Origin of the sequence: Croceicoccus marinus (assembly GCF_001661675.2) — a bacterium.
Classification (GTDB): domain Bacteria; phylum Pseudomonadota; class Alphaproteobacteria; order Sphingomonadales; family Sphingomonadaceae; genus Croceicoccus; species Croceicoccus marinus.
In genome coordinates this window covers 405,391-421,508 of sequence record NZ_CP019603.1, presented here as the reverse complement: position 1 = coordinate 421,508, position 16,118 = coordinate 405,391, and the positions used below count along the sequence as shown (strand labels likewise).

General features: G+C 66.8%; 14 protein-coding genes and 1 pseudogene. 8 read left to right on the top strand and 7 right to left on the bottom strand.

Annotated features, from left to right (window positions below; genetic code table 11):
• Positions 1 to 11 precede the first annotated feature (11 nt).
• The 4 genes from A9D14_RS16120 to A9D14_RS16105 are packed head-to-tail and all read left to right on the top strand — an operon-like array spanning position 12 to position 4,793.
• Positions 12 to 1,277, top strand: coding sequence for an acyl-CoA dehydrogenase family protein (locus A9D14_RS16120; RefSeq protein ID WP_066850203.1), 1,266 nt, complete (start codon positions 12 to 14; stop codon positions 1,275 to 1,277).
• An 8-nt stretch (positions 1,278 to 1,285) separates the two neighbouring features.
• Positions 1,286 to 2,494 carry a thiolase family protein gene (locus A9D14_RS16115; protein WP_066850693.1) on the top strand — a complete coding sequence of 403 codons (1,209 nt, stop codon included), beginning with the start codon at positions 1,286 to 1,288 and terminating at the stop codon, positions 2,492 to 2,494.
• Between the two features lie 13 nt (positions 2,495 to 2,507).
• Positions 2,508 to 3,704 carry an acyl-CoA dehydrogenase family protein gene (locus tag A9D14_RS16110; RefSeq protein ID WP_066850199.1) on the top strand — a complete coding sequence of 399 codons (1,197 nt, stop codon included), beginning with the start codon at positions 2,508 to 2,510 and terminating at the stop codon, positions 3,702 to 3,704.
• A gap of 3 nt (positions 3,705 to 3,707) precedes the next feature.
• Entirely contained in the window at positions 3,708 to 4,793 is a 1,086-nt protein-coding gene (locus A9D14_RS16105; protein WP_066850190.1) for an acyl-CoA dehydrogenase family protein, read from the top strand.
• Between the two features lie 35 nt (positions 4,794 to 4,828).
• Here the strand turns inward: A9D14_RS16105 and A9D14_RS16100 are convergent, their stop codons facing one another.
• From A9D14_RS16100 to A9D14_RS16070, 7 genes are all read right to left on the bottom strand, one after another.
• Complete coding sequence (locus tag A9D14_RS16100) at positions 4,829 to 5,965, bottom strand: acyl-CoA dehydrogenase family protein (protein WP_066850187.1); 1,137 nt, start codon at positions 5,963 to 5,965, stop codon at positions 4,829 to 4,831.
• A 3-nt stretch (positions 5,966 to 5,968) separates the two neighbouring features.
• Positions 5,969 to 7,153, bottom strand: coding sequence for an acyl-CoA dehydrogenase family protein (locus A9D14_RS16095; protein WP_066850184.1), 1,185 nt, complete (start codon positions 7,151 to 7,153; stop codon positions 5,969 to 5,971).
• The gene (locus A9D14_RS16090) at positions 7,146 to 9,200 is read right to left on the bottom strand and encodes a 3-hydroxyacyl-CoA dehydrogenase NAD-binding domain-containing protein (protein ID WP_066850692.1); all 2,055 of its coding nucleotides are present in this window, start codon (positions 9,198 to 9,200) and stop codon (positions 7,146 to 7,148) included. The genes A9D14_RS16095 and A9D14_RS16090 overlap by 8 nt, the downstream gene beginning before the upstream one ends.
• Positions 9,201 to 9,458: 258 nt before the next feature.
• Positions 9,459 to 10,235 carry an acyl-CoA thioesterase gene (locus tag A9D14_RS16085; RefSeq protein ID WP_066850180.1) on the bottom strand — a complete coding sequence of 259 codons (777 nt, stop codon included), beginning with the start codon at positions 10,233 to 10,235 and terminating at the stop codon, positions 9,459 to 9,461.
• Positions 10,229 to 11,023, bottom strand: a complete 795-nt coding sequence (locus A9D14_RS16080) for an SDR family NAD(P)-dependent oxidoreductase (protein WP_066850178.1) — start codon at positions 11,021 to 11,023, stop codon at positions 10,229 to 10,231. The genes A9D14_RS16085 and A9D14_RS16080 overlap by 7 nt, the downstream gene beginning before the upstream one ends.
• Entirely contained in the window at positions 11,020 to 11,781 is a 762-nt protein-coding gene (locus tag A9D14_RS16075) for an SDR family NAD(P)-dependent oxidoreductase (RefSeq protein ID WP_066850177.1), read from the bottom strand. The genes A9D14_RS16080 and A9D14_RS16075 overlap by 4 nt, the downstream gene beginning before the upstream one ends.
• A 32-nt stretch (positions 11,782 to 11,813) precedes the next feature.
• Complete coding sequence (locus A9D14_RS16070; RefSeq protein ID WP_083988164.1) at positions 11,814 to 12,791, bottom strand: phosphotransferase family protein; 978 nt, start codon at positions 12,789 to 12,791, stop codon at positions 11,814 to 11,816.
• Between the two features lie 285 nt (positions 12,792 to 13,076).
• On the opposite strand from A9D14_RS16070, the gene A9D14_RS16065 reads away from it, so the two are divergent.
• The 4 genes and pseudogenes from A9D14_RS16065 to A9D14_RS16055 all read left to right on the top strand — a co-directional run bounded on the left by A9D14_RS16065 (position 13,077) and on the right by A9D14_RS16055 (position 16,054).
• On the top strand, positions 13,077 to 13,553 hold the full coding sequence (locus A9D14_RS16065) for a MaoC family dehydratase (protein WP_087910606.1): 477 nt from the start codon (positions 13,077 to 13,079) through the stop codon (positions 13,551 to 13,553).
• Positions 13,550 to 14,275 (top strand): annotated as a pseudogene (locus A9D14_RS20195) (tyrosine-protein phosphatase); the annotation flags it as partial. The gene A9D14_RS16065 and the pseudogene A9D14_RS20195, both read left to right, overlap by 4 nt.
• 84 nt (positions 14,276 to 14,359) lie before the next feature.
• The gene (locus A9D14_RS20190; RefSeq protein WP_066850689.1) at positions 14,360 to 15,358 is read left to right on the top strand and encodes an NADPH:quinone oxidoreductase family protein; all 999 of its coding nucleotides are present in this window, start codon (positions 14,360 to 14,362) and stop codon (positions 15,356 to 15,358) included.
• 60 nt (positions 15,359 to 15,418) lie between these two features.
• Entirely contained in the window at positions 15,419 to 16,054 is a 636-nt protein-coding gene (locus A9D14_RS16055; RefSeq protein ID WP_157668286.1) for a TetR/AcrR family transcriptional regulator, read from the top strand.
• Positions 16,055 to 16,118 lie beyond the last annotated feature (64 nt).

Genomic DNA, 16,118 nt, shown 5'->3' with positions numbered 1-16,118 from the left:
AAGAGGGTATAATGGATTTCGAGCTGAGCGACCGGCAACGCGCATTCCGCGACCGGGTACGGGATTTCATCGAGAGCGAGATCCGCCCCCGCACCGACGATTACCGCGCCCAGCACGACGAGGGCGACCCTTGGAAAGTCATCCCCGTGGTCGAGGAGCTGAAGCCAAAGGCACGCGAAGCAGGGCTTTGGAACCTGTTCATGCCGCCGCGCGCAGGCCGCGCCCATGTCGACGACAGCTTCGAATTTCAGGGCGAGCAGCTCACCAACCTCGAATATGCGCTCTGCGCCGAGGAGATGGGGCGGCTGCCATGGTCGAGCGAGGTGTTCAATTGCTCGGCCCCCGACACCGGCAACATGGAAGTGCTGCACCGCTATGGTACGCGCGAGCAGAAGGACCGCTGGCTGGCGCCGCTGATGGAGGGCAAGATCCGTTCCGCCTTCCTGATGACCGAGCCCGCCGTGGCCTCGTCGGATGCGACCAATATCGAATGCTCGATCATCCGCGACGGCGACGATTACGTGATCAACGGGCGCAAGTGGTGGTCGTCGGGCGTGGGCGATCCGCGCTGCGAACTGGCCATCGTAATGGGCAAGTCCGATCCCGACGGGTCGCGCCATGGCAGCCAGTCGATGATCCTGATGCGGATGGACGCGCCCGGCGTGACCATCGAACGCATGCTGTCGGTGTTCGGCTATGACCACGCCCCGCACGGCCACGGCGAGGTGGTGCTGGAAAACGTCCGCGTGCCCGCGACCAACATGCTGCTGGGCGAGGGGCGCGGGTTCGAGATCGCGCAGGGCCGGCTGGGGCCGGGGCGCATCCATCACTGCATGCGCACCATCGGCGCGGCGGAAGTCGCGCTGGAAATGATGTGCCGCCGGCTGACCGGGCGCGTCGCCTTTGGCAAGCGCATTTCCGACCACTCGGTCTGGGAACAGCGCGTCGCGCGCGCGCGCATCGATATCGAGATGAGCCGCCTCCTTTGCCTGAAGGCCGCCGACATGATGGACCGCGCGGGCAACAAGGCGGCGAAGAGCGAGATCGCGATGATCAAGGTGCAAGCGCCCACCATGGCGCTGCAGATCATCGACGACGCGATCCAGGCCTATGGCGGCGCGGGCGTGTCGCAGGACACGGTGCTGGCGCATATGTGGGCCAGCATCCGCACCTTGCGCTTTGCCGACGGCCCGGACGAGGTGCATTGCCGCGCCATCGCGCGCGAGGAATTCGGCAAATACGCTGACCTTAAACAGAAACTGCCGGGGATGCGCTGATGCCTGCCATGCGCGAAGCCGTCATCGTTTCGACCGCCCGCACGCCCGTCGGCAAGGCGCATCGCGGCGCGTTCAATGCGACCATGCCCGATGTGCTGGCCGCGCATGCGATGAATGCCGCGATAGACCGTGCCGGGATCGATCCCGCGCGCATCGACGACGTCATGTGGGGTGCAGGCGGGCAGTTCGGTCCGCAGTTCTACAATGTCGGGCGCATGAGCCTGTTCACCGCGGGCCTGCCGCAGGAACTGCCTGCGTTCACGCTGGACCGCAAATGCGCGTCGGGCTTGACCACGGTGGCGCTGGCAGCGCGCAGCATTATCGCGGGGGATGCCGACGTGGTGTTGGCAGGCGGATCGGAATCGATCTCCACCACCCTGGGCCAGCCGCCCATCGCGGGGCCGCACTGGCGTTCCCCCACCGTGAGCGAGGCCGAGCCCGACGCCTATATGGCGATGATCGAGACTGCCGAGATCGTGGCCGAACGCTATGGCATCAGCCGCGAGGCGCAGGACGAATTTTCCGCCACCAGCCAGCAGCGCGCCGCCGATGCGACCCGGGCGGGCAGGTTGGCGGACGAAATCGTGCCGATCACGGTCGAAAAGATCCTGCGCGCGAAGGACGGGACCGAAACGGGGCGCGAGACGCTGACCGTCAGCGCCGACGAAGGCATCCGCGCCGACACCACGGCCGAGGCGCTCTCCGCGCTGAAGCCGGTGTGGAAGGACGGGATGAAGGTGAAAGAAGGCCGCTTCGTCACCGCTGGAAACGCCAGCCAGCTATCCGACGGCGCCGCCGCGCAGATCGTGATGGACCGCGCGGCCGCCGAGGCCGAGGGACGCGAGGTGCTGGGCATCTTTCGTGGGTTCCAGGCTGCGGGCTGCGCGCCCGACGAGATGGGCATCGGGCCGGTCTTCGCGATCCCCAAACTGCTGGACCGCGCAAGGCTGACAATCGCCGACATCGGGCTGTGGGAGATCAACGAGGCCTTCGCCAGCCAGGCGCTCTATTGCCGCGACCGGCTGGGGATCGATCCCGACCGGCTCAACGTCAATGGCGGCGCCATCGCCATCGGCCACCCCTTCGGCATGACCGGATCGCGTCTGGTCGGCGCGGCGCTGCTGGAAGGGCGGCGGCGCAATGTGCGCCATGTGGTCGTTTCCATGTGCGTGGCGGGCGGCATGGGCGCGGCCGGACTTTTCGAAATCCCCTCATGACAGGACACAAGCCATGGATTTGAACTTTACCCCCGAAGACGAAGCCTTTCGCGAGGAAGTACGCAGCTTCCTGAAGGAAAAGCTGCCCGCCCGCCTGTCCGACAAGGTGCGGCAGGGTCAGCGCCTGACGAAAGAGGACATGGAGGAATGGCATGCCATCCTGAACGAGAAGGGCTGGCTGGCGAACCATTGGCCCCAGGAATGGGGCGGCACCGGGTGGAGCGTGATCCAGCGCTTCATCTTCGAGACCGAGGTCGCCATGGCGCATGCCCCGCGCATCGTGCCCTTTGGCCTGTCGATGCTGGCCCCGGTGCTGATCAAATACGGCAGCGAGGAGCAGAAGAAGCACTGGCTGCCCCGCATCCTCGACGGCACCGACTGGTGGTGCCAGGGCTATTCCGAACCCGGCGCGGGGTCCGACCTTGCCAGCCTGAAGACCAGCGCGCGGCGCGAGGGCGATCATTACATCGTCAACGGGCAGAAGACCTGGACCACGCTGGGCCAGTATGCCGACATGATCTTCTGCCTCGTGCGCACTGACAACACCGGCAAGAAGCAGGAGGGGATCAGCTTCCTCCTTATCGACATGGCCACGCCGGGGATCGAGGTGCGCCCGATCAAGCTGCTGGAAGGCGACATGGAAGTGAACGAGGTGTTCTTCACCGACGTGAAGGTGCCGGTAGAAAACCTTGTCGGCGAGGAGAACAAGGGCTGGACCTATGCCAAGTACCTGCTGACCTATGAACGCACCAATATCGCGGGCGTGGGCGCATCGATGGCGGCGTTCGAGCAGCTGAAGGAACACGCCCGCACCACCATGCGAAACGGCAAGCCGCTGACCGAGGATCCGCTGTTCGCCGCCCGGCTGGCGAAGCTGGAAATTGAGCTGGAGAACATGAAGACCACTAACCTGCGCGTGCTGGACGCGGCGGGGCATGGTCAGGCGCCGATGGCGGAAAGCTCGATGCTTAAGATCCGGGGGACCGAGATCCGCCAGCAGATCACCGACCTGATGCGCCGCGCCGCGGGCCGCTATGCCCAGCCCTTCATCACCGAGGCGCTGGAGGAAGGCTTCAACGGCGAGCCGGTGGGCCCCGACTGGGCCGCGCCGACCGCGGCGCAATATTTCAACACGCGCAAGCTTTCGATCTTCGGCGGCTCGAACGAGGTGCAGCGCGAGATCATCACCAAGGCCATTCTGGAGCTCTGATTCATGGATTTCTCACTGGGCGAAGACCGGCAGATGCTGGTCGATTCTCTGTCGCGTTTTCTGGCAGGCAATTTCGACTGGAAGGCGCGCGAGACCGCCATCGCCAGCGACGAAGGCTTCAACCGCGAGCTGTGGAACGGGCTGGCCGAACTGGGCGTGATCGGGTCGTGGTTTGCCGAGGATGCGGGCGGCTATGGCGGCGGCGCCTTCGATGTCGGTGCGACCTTCGGCGAACTGGGCCGCGCATTGGCGACGGGGCCGTTCCTGGGCTGTCTGATGGCGGGCAAGGTGCTGGAAGCCTTGGGCGATCACGCCGCGCTGGAAGCCATGATTTCGGGCGAAAGCATCGTCACATTCGCGCATGACCCGGCCATCGGCAGCGACGGCGCGCCCTTGCCCGACGTTACCGCGAAGCAGGCCGACGGCGGCTGGACGCTGACGGGCGCGAAGGGCGTGGTCGAATATCTGGGCAGCGCGGACAAGGCGGTAGTCACAAGCGAGGGATCGGCATTTCTGGTCGACTTGTCCTCCGATGGTGTCACGGTCCGCGATTATCCGCTGGTGGACGGCGGATCGGCGGGCGAATTGCGGCTGAACGGTGCGCCCGCGACCCTGCTGGGCGAATCCGGCAAGGCGGGCGATGCCATCGATGCGGCAAGGGCGATGGGACTGGTCGCCGTCACCTGGGAAGGCGTCGCGGTGATGGACGTGCTGCGCGCGATGACGCTGGACTATCTGCGCACGCGCAAGCAGTTCGGCGTGCCGATCGGCAAGTTCCAGGCGCTGCAACACCGCATGGCGACCGTCGCGCTCGAGATCGAGCAGGCACGGTCCGCCGCGATCTACGCCGCCGCCAATTATGACAAGGACCCGGCGACGCGCGACCGCTTTTGCTCGGCGGCGAAATACACGCTGGGCGCGGTCGGCAGCCTGGCGGCGGAGGAAGCGATCCAGCTGCATGGCGGCATCGGCATGACCTGGGAATTGCCGCTGTCGCATTACGCCAAGCGCATGATCATGCTGGGCCATGTGCTGGGGGATGAGGACGAGCATCTCGCGCGTTTCATCGAACTGGGGAAGGCGGCCTGACGAAAAGGGGGGCGGGCCGCCGGACCCGCCCCGTTTCAATATCCGGCGGCCCGTGCCAGCGCCTCGGCATGGAAGTCGGCGTCGCCGAACATTTCGGCCAGCACGCGCTGGCGCTTCATGAAGAAGCCGATATCGTGCTCGTCGGTCATGCCGATGCCGCCGTGCATCTGGATCGCTTCCTGCACCGCCAGCGCGCTGGCCATGCCGGTCATCGCCTTGGCGACGCTGGCGGCTTCATGCGCGCCCTCGCTGCCATCATCCAGCAATTGCTGCGCCTTCAGCGTGGCGGCGCGCGCCACCTCGATCTCGCAGTACAGTTGCGCCGCGCGGTGCTGCAGCGCCTGGAACGATCCGATGATGCGGTCGAACTGCTTGCGGGTGCGCAGATAGGACAGCGTCATGCCGCTCGCCCCTTCGGCAAGACCGACCAGCTCGGCCGACGAACCCGCGCGCAGGGCGGACAGCACATGGCCCAGCGTGTCAGATCCGCGGTCAACCTCGCCCAGAACGGCATCGCCGTCGACCTCCACCCCTTCCAGCAGCACGCGGGCGGCGTGGCCGCCGTCGACCAGCATTTCGGACTGCAGCGTCACGCCCGGCGCGCTGCGCGGGATGGCGAACAAAGTGATGCCGTCCGCCTCGCGCTCGCCGCCGGCGGTACGGGCGGAGACGATCAGCAGGTCGCTGGCCTGCGCCTGCACGGCAAAGCTCTTCGCCCCGTCGATGCGGAAGCCATTGCCGCTGCGCTGCGCTTTCGTGGCGACCCGGTGCGGGCGGTGCCGCGCGCCTTCCTCCAGCGCCAGCGCGGCGACGGTTTCGCCCGCGACGATGCCGGGCAGCCATGCCTGCCGCGCTGCCGGACTGCCGGATTTCAGCGCCGTCACCGCGCCGATCGAAGTCGTCAGGAAGGGCGAGGGCGACAGGTTGCGCCCGATCTCCTCCAGCACCACCCCCGCCTCGACATGGCCGAGGCCGAGCCCGCCGTCTTCCTCGCCCACCAACAGGCCGGTGAAGCCCATGTCCGCGAATTCGCGCCACAAATCGCGTGAGAAGCCGTCGGCGTTCCCTTCGTCGCGCAGCGCGCGCAGGTGCGATACCGGCGCCTTGTCGGCCAGAAAGGGGCGGGCGCTGTCGGCCAGCATCTGCTGGTCCTCGTTCCAGTACGTCGGCATAAGTCAGCCCCCCGGCAGGTCAAGAATGCGCTTGGCGATGATGTTCAGCTGGATCTCGGACGTGCCGCCCTCGATCGAATTGGCCCTGGTGCGCAGCCATGCGCGCGGCGCGGCGCCGCCATTGCTGCCCTCGCTGTCCCATTCCAGCGCGTCATGCCCGCCCGCCGCCATCAGCAGTTCGTGCCGCTGCTTGTTCAGCTCGGTCCCGAAATATTTCATCATCGACGGCTGCGCGGCATGCGCCTTGCCGGCCTTCAGCGTGTCGATGAAACGCTCGGCCATGGCTGCAAAGGCGCGGCTGCGCACCTCGAACAGGGCGATGCGCGCGCGCAGCACCGGATCGTCGAGCCGGCCGTCCTCATCCCGCCCCAGATGGTGCAGCGCGGTATCCGGCACCGATGCCCCGCCGCCGCGCGATCCCATGCCCGATATCATCTCCCGCTCGTGCCCCAGCAGATATTTGGCGACGTCCCAGCCCTTGTTGATCTCTCCGACCACGTTCGACTTGGGCACTTTCACATCGTCGAAGAAGGTCTCGCAGAACGGGGAATAGCCGCTGATCAGGCGGATGGGTTTCGTGGAAACGCCCTCCTGCTCCATGTCGAACAGCAGGAAGGAAATGCCGCCCTGCTTGCTGCTTGTATCGGTGCGTACCAGGCAGAAGATCATGTCCGCCTTGTCGGCATAGCTGGTCCAGACCTTCTGGCCATTGACGATGAAATGATCGCCCATGTCCTCGGCCCGGGTGGCCAGGCTGGCGAGATCGGACCCCGCATTGGGTTCGGAATAGCCCTGGCACCAGCGGATCTCGCCGCGCGCGATGCGGGGGAGGTGTTCGTGCTTCTGCTCCTCGGTCCCATATTTCAGCAGCGCGGGGCCGAGCATCGAGATGCCGAAGCTCTGCAGCGGATTGCGGCAGGCCAATGCGGCCATTTCCTCGCGCAGCACCTTGGCCTCGGCGGCGGTCAGCCCGCCGCCGCCATATTCGGCGGGCCAGTCGGGCACCGTCCAGCCGCGCTCCCCCATCGCCCGCAGCCATTCGGCCTGCGCCGGGCTGGAGGGCTGAAACTTGCGCCCGCCCCAGCAGACATCGGCATCGCTGCGAGGCGGCGTGCGCATTTCGGGCGGGCAGTTCGACTCGAGCCACGCGCGGGTTTCGGCGCGGAAGGCGGCAAGGTCGTCAGCCATTGAACCGCTCGCCCTTCGCGGCCTTGTCCTTCAGCAGCGACGAGATCGTGAGGTCGGGCATCGCATCCCCGTGGCGTTCCAGCCCCGCAACGACGGTGCTCAGCCCCACAATGTCCGCCCAGAACATCGGCCCTCCCGTATAGGCAGGCCAGCCGTAACCGTTGAGCCAGACCATATCGATGTCGCTGGCGCGCTGGGCGATCCCTTCCTCCAGGATCAGCGCGCCTTCGTTGACCATGGGAAAAAGCAGCCGCTCGCGGATCTCGTCATCGCCGATGTCGCGCTGGGCCTTGCCCGATTTCGCGGCGAAACCGGCGACGATGGCGTTCACCTCGTCCGAAGGGGTGCGATTGCGCTTTTCGTCGTAATCGTAGAAGCCCTTGCCGGTCTTCTGCCCGCGCCGCCCGCGTTCGCACAGCACGTCGCGGATCGTCTCGCCCTTCGATTCCTCTTCCTTCCACCCAAGGTCGAGGCCGGCGAGGTCGGCCATCTGGAACGGCCCCATGGGAAAGCCGAAATCCAGCAGTACCTGGTCGATCTGGTGCGGCTTTGCGCCTTCCATCAGCAGCGCATTGGCCTGTTTCTGCCGCGCGGCGAGCATGCGATTGCCGATAAAGCCGTGGCACACGCCCGACACGACCGCGACCTTGCCGATGGTCCTGGCCAGCTTCATCGCGGTCGCCAGCACCTGCGGCGCGGTCCTGTCGCCGCGCACGATTTCCAGCAGTCGCATGACATTGGCGGGCGAGAAGAAATGGAGCCCGATCACCCATTCGGGACGGCCGGTCGACGCGGCAATCTCGTTCACGTTCAGATAGCTGGTGTTGGTCGCCAGGATCGCGCCCGGCTTCATGATGGAATCGAGCTTGCCGAACACCTGCTTCTTGATGTCCATCAGCTCGAACACCGCCTCGATCACCAGATCGCAATCGGCGAGGTCCGCATAGTCGAGCGATCCGGTCAGGTTGCTCATCGCGGTATCGACCTGCTGCTGCGTGATGCGGCCCTTCTTGGCGGTATTGTCGTAATTGCGGCGGATGATGCCCATGCCGCGGTCGAGCGCGTCCTGCTTCATCTCGACCATGGTGACGGGGATGCCCGCGGACAGGAAATTCATCGCGATCCCGCCGCCCATGGTGCCCGCGCCGATGATGCCGACCTTGCGGATGGGCAGGATCTCGATGTCCTTGGGGAGATCGTCGATCTTCTGCGCGGCGCGTTCGGCGAAGAACACGTGGCGCAAGGCTTTCGACTGCGTGCCGGTGACGAACTTCTGGAACAGGACCCGCTCGGTCTTGATGCCTTCCTCGTAGGGCTGGCTGACCGCGGCCTCGACTGCCTGGATGCAGGCCTCTGGCGCTTCGAAGCCTTTCAGGCGGCGGGCATTGGCCTTGCGGAAATCGTCGAAGGCGGATGGCGGCGTATCGGCGATGCGGTCGCTGCGGCGGCTGGATACCGGATGTTCGGATCGGCCCGCGACATCCTGCGCAAAGGCGATGGCGGCATCCTCCAGCCCTGCCTCATCCTCCACCAGCGCGTCGAGCAGGCCCATTGCCTTGGCCTTTTTCGCGGGAACGGGATCGCCGGTGACGATCATTGGCAGCGCGGCCTCGACCCCCACGACGCGGGGCAGGCGCTGCGTCCCGCCAGCGCCGGGCAGGATGCCCAGCTTCACCTCGGGCAGGCCCAGTTTTGCCGAGGGCACGGCGACGCGGTAATGGCAGCCCAGCGCGACCTCCAGCCCGCCGCCCAGCGCGGTGCCGTGGATCGCGGCGACGACGGGCTTGGGGCAATTCTCGATCGCGTCGATCACTTCGGGCAGGCTGGGGGAGACCGGCGGCTTGCCGAATTCGGTGATGTCCGCGCCCGCGAAGAAGGTGCGCCCGTCGCAGCGGATCACCACCGCCTTGACGGCATCGTCCGACGCGGCCTGGCGCATCGCGTCCATCAGCCCCTGCCGGACCGCCGCGCCCAGTGCGTTGACCGGCGGGTTGTCGGCAGTGACGACCAGCACGTCGCCCTGGATGCGGGTGGATATCACGGACATTGCACTCTCCTCGATCCCGTTGCGGCCCCGCTTGCCGATGGCATCGCGCGGCCCTGCCCGTCGCGGCGGGCTTGGCATACCCACTATTCTAACAAATCGCTTTCCAGATCAAGCGCCGTTTACGCATCGTGGCAATACCCCGGACGAATGCCGCAATCGGCATGGCAATCCCACCGGGCATCACAAGGCGAGCCCGGCAAACCGAAAACAGGAATGTGAGGGAAGGGCGGCGGTTGCCGCGCGCGATTCGGCGGCGGTTCAGCCGAAGATCGAGACGGTCTGCGAGCCGGTGGCCACGGCCTCGCCCGCGCTATTCCAGATTTCGCACGATTCCGCCGACAATCCGCGCTGCGCCTGGTCGCTACGCGATTGCAGCAGCCACCAGCCGTCATGGGTGCGCGGATCGGCGGTGACGATGTTCAGCGTCCATGTCGCCGAGGATACCGGCCCGGTCCCGTCGAGCAGGCGGATCGCGGCAGGGGGCAGGCCGTCGCCCATCAGCAGCAACTCGGTCGTCGCATCCAGCCCCTCGCGCTCACGCAGGCGGACCCAGCGGCGCAGCAACGGTTCGCCGGTCTCATCGGGCGGCAGCGAATGGGCGAATTCCATCTTGCGCACGAAGGCGGGCGCGCTTTCGGGCAGCTCCTGCGGAATTTCGCCCGCCGCGGGGCCGGGCGGGGCGGGCGCCGCGGCCAGCTCGGCGCGCGAGGGGCGCTCGTCCAGACAGGCGAAGATCGCCTTCAGCACCACGCCTTGCGGGCCCTTCAGCTCGGCCTCGACAAAGGCGCTGGAACGGCCCCGTCGCAGCAGGCGGGCAGAGCCGGTGACATGACCCTCGACCGGGCCGACGAAGGCGATCTGCGCGCTGCGCAGCGGGGGAAGGTCGGGCAGCAGCGTGGCCGCGGCGCGCCATGCCAGCGCGCTCGACAGCCCGCCATAGCAGGTGCGGCCCTGTTTCCAGTCATTGGGGATCTCGCCCTCGACCCGCCCGGCATCGACCAGCGCCGATGCGAGCCATTCGCCTGCCGCTACCATGCCGCGCCCTTCTGTTCGGCCGGGCGGTGCGCGGTGGGGTGCGACGCGGACAGCCCGCCATCGACCGCCAGCGCCTGCCCGGTAATATAGCTCGCCGCGTCGGAGCACAGGAACAGCGCGGTGGCGGCGATCTCGTCCGGCTCTCCGCCGCGGCCCAGCGGGTTCAGCATGCCCACCTTGTCCAGCTTGCCCGCCGCGCGTGCGCCGTCGAACAGCGGGCGGGTCATGCCGGTTTCGATCAGGCCGGGGCACACCGCGTTGATGCGCACGCCCGATCCGGCAAGCTGCTGCGATGCGGTCTGCACCAGGCTGATGACGGCCGCTTTCGACGCCGAATATTGCGCCGGCCCCGCGCCCGAACGCAAACCCGCGACGCTGGCGGTGCACAGGATCGCCCCGCCGCCATGGCGTGCGATGACGGGCGCGGCATGCTTCACCGCGAGGAAGGGGCCGATCAGATTGACGCGCAGCACCTCCAGCCACAATTCGGGCGTGGCATCGAAATAGCCGCCGGGCGTGCCCCCGGTGATCCCCGCATTGGCATAGAAGATGTCCAGCCTGCCGAATTCCGCCTCGGCCCGCTGAATCGCGGCGGTGATGTCGGCTTCGCTGCCCGCGTCGCCCTGCTGCGCGATCACGCTCTCGCTTGCAAGGTCGTCCACCGCCGGTTCGCGGTCGAAGGCCAGAACTTTGGCGCCCGCGCCGGCGAAGGCGAGCACGCTGGCGCGCCCGATGCCCGATGCCGCGCCGGTGATGACCGCGACCTTGCCTGCCAGCGCCCCGCTCATATCGTGATGCCGCCGTCGATCACGACCATCTGCCCGGTCATCCAGCCGCCCGCCCGGCTGGCCAGCATGACCGCGACGCCCGCGATGTCGTCGGGATCGCCGAGGCGCCGCATCGGCGTGCGGGCGGCGGTCGCGTCGTGGACCTTCTGGTCCTCCCACAAGGCGCGGGCGAAGTCGGTTTTCACCACGCCCGGCGCGATGGCGTTGATGCGGATATTGTGCTTGCCGTTCTCGACCGCGTAATTGCGCACCAGCTGGAAGTCGGCGGCCTTGGAGACGTTATAGGCGCCGATGGTGGGCGATCCGCGCAGGCCGCCGATGGACGATACGACAATGATCGCGCCCCCGCCGCTGGCGCGCATGTCGGGCAGCGCCTGCTGGATCAGCCAATGGTTCGACAGCACATTATTGTCGAGCACCTTGCGAAACTGATCGTCGCTGATGTCGTCGAGCGAGCCGTAATGCGGGTTGCTGGCGGCGTTGCAGACCATGATGTCGATCGGGCCGAACTCGGCGCGAGTCTTGGCGGCCAGCTCCTCAAGCGCCTGCTTGGACGAGATGCTGGCGGCGATGGCGACCGCGCGGCCCGCACCCTTGGCGTTGATCTCCTTGGCCACCGTGTCGCAGTCTTCCTGCGTGCGGCTGGATATCACCACATTCGCGCCATGCGCGGCCAGTTGCTGCGCGATGGCGCGGCCGATCCCGCGCGAGGATCCGGTCACGATGGCGGTCTTGCCGGTCAGGTCGAAAAGCGACATGGATATGCTCCTGCTATGTTGATGGCGGCGGATCAAGCCTGCTGCGCGAAGGCCCCCGCCTGCTGTGCCAGGGGAACGACCCGCGCCGCCGTTCGCTCCGCCTCGGCGCTGGAGGCGTTGCCATCGATGATGCGTTTCCTGATGCCCTGCACGATGCCGACAAGGCGGAAGAGATTATAGGCGAAATACCAGTTGAGGTCGGGCACCCCGCTGCGCCCGGTCTTCTCGCAATAGAGGTCGGTGATCTCCTCCAGCGTCGGTATGCCCAGCGCGGGCAGGTCCAGACCGCCCAGCTGCGCGCCGCGCTCACCCTGCGGCATGGCCCAGTTCATCGCCAGATAGGCGAAATCGGCCAGTGGATCGCCTAGGGTGGACAGCTCCCAGTCCAGCATCGCCAGTATCTCGGGCCGGTCCGGCGCATAGATCAGATTGTCGATCCGGTAATCGCCGTGGATGATCGAGACGCGGTCCTGCACCGGTAGCCCCTTGGGCAGCCATTCGATCAGCCGCTCGACTTCCGGAATGTCGTCGGTCTGCGAGGCGCGGTACTGGCGGGTCCAGCGCCGGACCTGACGTTCGAAATAATTGCCGGGCGCGCCATAGTCGCCAAGGCCGACCGCTTCGGGTTCGACCGCGTGCAGCTGCGCCAGCGCATCCACCATCGCGCGATAGATCGCGGTACGCTCCGCCGGGGCGCAATCGGGCAGCGCGCCGTTCCAGAAGGTGCGCCCCTCGACCATTTCCATGACATAGAACGTCGATCCGATGACATTCTCGTCCTCGCACAAAGCATAGGGGCGGGCGACGGGGACATCGGTAGGATATAGCGCGCTGATCAGGCGAAACTCGCGCTCTACCGCATGGGCAGAGGGGAGCAGCGGGCCGAAGGGCTTGCGACGCAGCACATATTTCCGGCTGTCGGTATCGATCCGATAGGTCGGATTGGACTGGCCGCCGGGGAACTTGACGATGGAGCGGATCGGGCCGGAACCCGCGACATGCTCGCCCATCCAGGCGGTCAGCCTGTCCTCGTCCAGGTCCGCGTATTGCGAATCGCCAGAAGTCGCTTGCGGCGCGGCCGGTTCCTTGGTCACCTTTGCTCCATCCCGTCCCGTGATGTTCTGTTTGATAGATACCTTATGTTCAAAGCAGCGCGGATGGCAACAGCAATTCGCGCCGCCAACAAGGGATATGCGTTTGTTTGAAGTTCGGGCCCATTCAATACCACAAGTTCAAAAAAGGCTTGTGCCGGGTGCATGGCCGCGCATAGGCTGCGCGCGGGAAAGGAATGCCGAATGACGCAGATGGCCGAGGAACGGGCGCAGGTGATCGCCCGCATGACGGGGGCGGTCTATACATCGGGATGGCTCGCCGTGTCGCAGCAGATGGTCGACCGCTTCGCCGATGCGACCGGCGATCACCAGTACATCCATGTCGATCCCGAGCGGGCCGCGCAGACGCCGTTCGGCGGCACCATCGCGCATGGCTTCCTGCTGCTGTCGCTGCTGCCGCGGCTGCTGGCCGATGCGGGCAGGCCCGCGATACCGGGGGTGGTGATGGGCATTAATTACGGCACCGACCGGGTCCGCTTCGTCCAGCCGGTTCGGACGGAGTCCGAGGTGCGGGGGCGGTTCACCATTGCCGACATCCAGGAAAAGGCGCCGGGCCGCTATCAACAGGTGCTGGACGCCGAGATGCAGGTGAAGGGGCAGGACAAGCCCGCCCTGATCGCGCGCTGGATCGGGCAGTTCGTGGTGGACGCATCCGCATGACGGGCGAAGCGCAAACCTTGCTGGCCGAGCGGCTGGTCGCGCTGGACGGGGCGCGCAATTTCCGCGATTTTGGCGGCTATCCGGCGGCCGACGGGCGGATCGTGCGGCGCGGGCGGCTGTTTCGCGCGAACCGGCTTTCGCGGCTTAGCACGCAGGATTGCCGCACGCTGGACGATCTGGGCATCCGCACGATCTTCGACCTGCGTGCCCGGCATGAGCGGGAGGCCGATCCGACCGCATGGACCGGCGAGCATCTGGAAACCCATGTCTTCCGCCCCGGCCACAAGCGCCGCCTGATCGACATGGCGATGGATTATCCGCCGACCGAGGAAGGCGCGCACCGGCTGATGATCGATTTCTATGCCGAACTGCCGCGCACCATGGCGCATGTCTTTGGCGAGGTGCTGCACCGCATCGCCGATGGCGCTGTGCCCTGCGTGATCCATTGCTCGGCGGGCAAGGACCGCACCGGCATGGCGGCGGCGCTGGTGCTGGCGGCGCTGGGGGTGGAGCGCGACCTCATCCTTGCCGATTACGCTCTGACGGGGCTGACCCGGCAGGACACCGGCGACCAGGCGCGCGCGGTGCTGCGGGACGGTTCGCGCAGCGCCTTTCACGAACGTTTCGGCGCGGAGGCGATCGCGGTAATGATGGCCGCGCCGCCTGCCTATATCGGGTCTGCGCTGGATGCCATCGATGCCTCGCATGGCTCGGTCATCGGCTATCTCGACAGCTTGGGCGTGGACGAGGCCATGCGCCAGAGGATGGGCGGCGCATTGCTGCAGGAACAGGGAAGGATCCAATCCATGAAGGTGCTTTTGTTGAAGGAAGTCGGCGGCCCCGACACGCTCAGCCTAGAGGATATTCCCGCGCCCGATCCCAGGGAAGGCGAGCTGCTGGTCCGCGTGCTGGCCTGCGGCATCAACTATCCCGACGTGCTTATCATCGAGGACAAATACCAGTTCAAGCCCGAACGCCCCTTCGCGCCGGGCAGCGAGATCTGCGGCGAGGTACTGGCGGTCGGCGCGGGCGTGTCCGGTTGGGCGCAGGGTGACCGGCTGATCTGCGTGACCGGCCATGGCGGATTGTGCGAGCAGATGACCGTCCCCGCGAACCGCAGTTTCCGCCTGCCCCAGGGCGCCGATCCGGTGCAGGGCGCGGCGCTGCTGATGACCTATACCACCACGATCCACGCGCTGATCGATCGCGGCCATCTGCAGGCGGGGCAGACCCTGCTGGTGCTGGGCGCGGCGGGCGGGGTCGGACTGGCCGCGGTGGAGATCGGCAAGGCACTGGGCGCGCGCGTCGTCGCTGCGGTGTCGAGCGAGGACAAGGCGCAGGCCGCGCGCGATGCGGGCGCGGACGAGGCGCTGATCTATGACCGCGCGCCTTTCGACAAGGCGCAGTCCAAGGCGCTGGCCGACCGTTTCAAGCAGGCCGTCGGCAAGGACGGCGCGGATGTGATCTATGACCCCGTCGGCGGCGATTACTGCGAGCCTGCGCTGCGCTCCATCGGCTGGGAGGGGCGCTATCTGGTGGTCGGCTTTCCGGCGGGGATCCAGCGCCTGCCGCTCAACCTGACGCTGCTGAAAAGCTGCGACGTGTGCGGCGTGTTCTGGGGCGCGTTCGCGGCCCGCGAACCCCAGCGTAACGCGCAGCATGTCGCGCAATTGATGGAGTGGTGGCAGCAGGGCAGGATCACCCCGCGCATCGACCGCCAGTACAAGCTGGAGCAGGGCGGCGAGGCGATCCAGTGGCTGGCGAGCCGCAAGGCCATCGGCAAGATTGTGGTTACGCCCGGCTGATCGATTGCCTGATCGCATCGCCATCGACTAGACCTCGTTCGAATGGAGCGGGGAGGTTCGATGGCCGAAGGGGCGGGCAAGCGCGATTACCGGACGGCGGACGAACGCGCCGCGCAGATGATCGATGCCGCCCATGCCATCATCGAGCGGGAGCGTTCGACCGAGCTTTCGCTGCGCGACGTCGCCGATGCGGTGGGGGCCAGCCGTGCGCTCGCCTATGCCTATTTCGCGGATCGCCACCGTTTGATCGAGGCGGTGCTGGACCGCGAGGCCGAGCTGCTGCTGGGCGCGGGGCTCGACGAAGCAGGCACGGACGGCTCGTTCGCCGAGCGGGCGGGGCGGGTCGCGGCGATTTATCTGGACCATGTGGCGCGGCACGGTTCGGTGCTGGAAATCGTGATGCGCGAGCCGGAAGTCATGCGCGAATTGCAGACCGAGGCTTCGGCGATCCGCAGCCGCATCTATCGCAGGCTGACCCGCGCGGCGCGGCGCGATTTGCAGATGCCCGCACCCGATGCGCTGGCGCTGGTGCAATTGCTGGCGGTCATCCCCGAGGAAGCGGGCAAGCAATGGCGCGCGGGCCACCTCGACCGGACCGAGGCACACCGCCTGTGCAGCCGCCTGCTGGCCGCGGGGATCGAGGCGCAGGTCCCGCGCCCCCAGGGCCGCGAAAAGGCCGGACTTGATGATGGTTAACGGCCAGATGGTTTCGATTGAGATTACCCCTGCCCCTCGCTATCCCCTTGGGTGAATGAGGGAC

Bases quoted from the DNA above. Each gene is read 5' to 3' on its own strand.
- A9D14_RS16120 (WP_066850203.1), top strand. From the start codon at position 12: ATGGATTTCGAGCTGAGCGACCGGCAACGCGCATTCCGCGACCGGGTA.
- A9D14_RS16115 (WP_066850693.1), top strand. From the start codon at position 1,286: ATGCGCGAAGCCGTCATCGTTTCGACCGCCCGCACGCCCGTCGGCAAG.
- A9D14_RS16110 (WP_066850199.1), top strand. From the start codon at position 2,508: ATGGATTTGAACTTTACCCCCGAAGACGAAGCCTTTCGCGAGGAAGTA.
- A9D14_RS16105 (WP_066850190.1), top strand. From the start codon at position 3,708: ATGGATTTCTCACTGGGCGAAGACCGGCAGATGCTGGTCGATTCTCTG.
- A9D14_RS16100 (WP_066850187.1), bottom strand. From the start codon at position 5,965: ATGCCGACGTACTGGAACGAGGACCAGCAGATGCTGGCCGACAGCGCC.
- A9D14_RS16095 (WP_066850184.1), bottom strand. From the start codon at position 7,153: ATGGCTGACGACCTTGCCGCCTTCCGCGCCGAAACCCGCGCGTGGCTC.
- A9D14_RS16090 (WP_066850692.1), bottom strand. From the start codon at position 9,200: ATGTCCGTGATATCCACCCGCATCCAGGGCGACGTGCTGGTCGTCACT.
- A9D14_RS16085 (WP_066850180.1), bottom strand. From the start codon at position 10,235: ATGGTAGCGGCAGGCGAATGGCTCGCATCGGCGCTGGTCGATGCCGGG.
- A9D14_RS16080 (WP_066850178.1), bottom strand. From the start codon at position 11,023: ATGAGCGGGGCGCTGGCAGGCAAGGTCGCGGTCATCACCGGCGCGGCA.
- A9D14_RS16075 (WP_066850177.1), bottom strand. From the start codon at position 11,781: ATGTCGCTTTTCGACCTGACCGGCAAGACCGCCATCGTGACCGGATCC.
- A9D14_RS16070 (WP_083988164.1), bottom strand. From the start codon at position 12,791: ATGGGCGAGCATGTCGCGGGTTCCGGCCCGATCCGCTCCATCGTCAAG.
- A9D14_RS16065 (WP_087910606.1), top strand. From the start codon at position 13,077: ATGACGCAGATGGCCGAGGAACGGGCGCAGGTGATCGCCCGCATGACG.
- A9D14_RS20190 (WP_066850689.1), top strand. From the start codon at position 14,360: ATGAAGGTGCTTTTGTTGAAGGAAGTCGGCGGCCCCGACACGCTCAGC.
- A9D14_RS16055 (WP_157668286.1), top strand. From the start codon at position 15,419: ATGGCCGAAGGGGCGGGCAAGCGCGATTACCGGACGGCGGACGAACGC.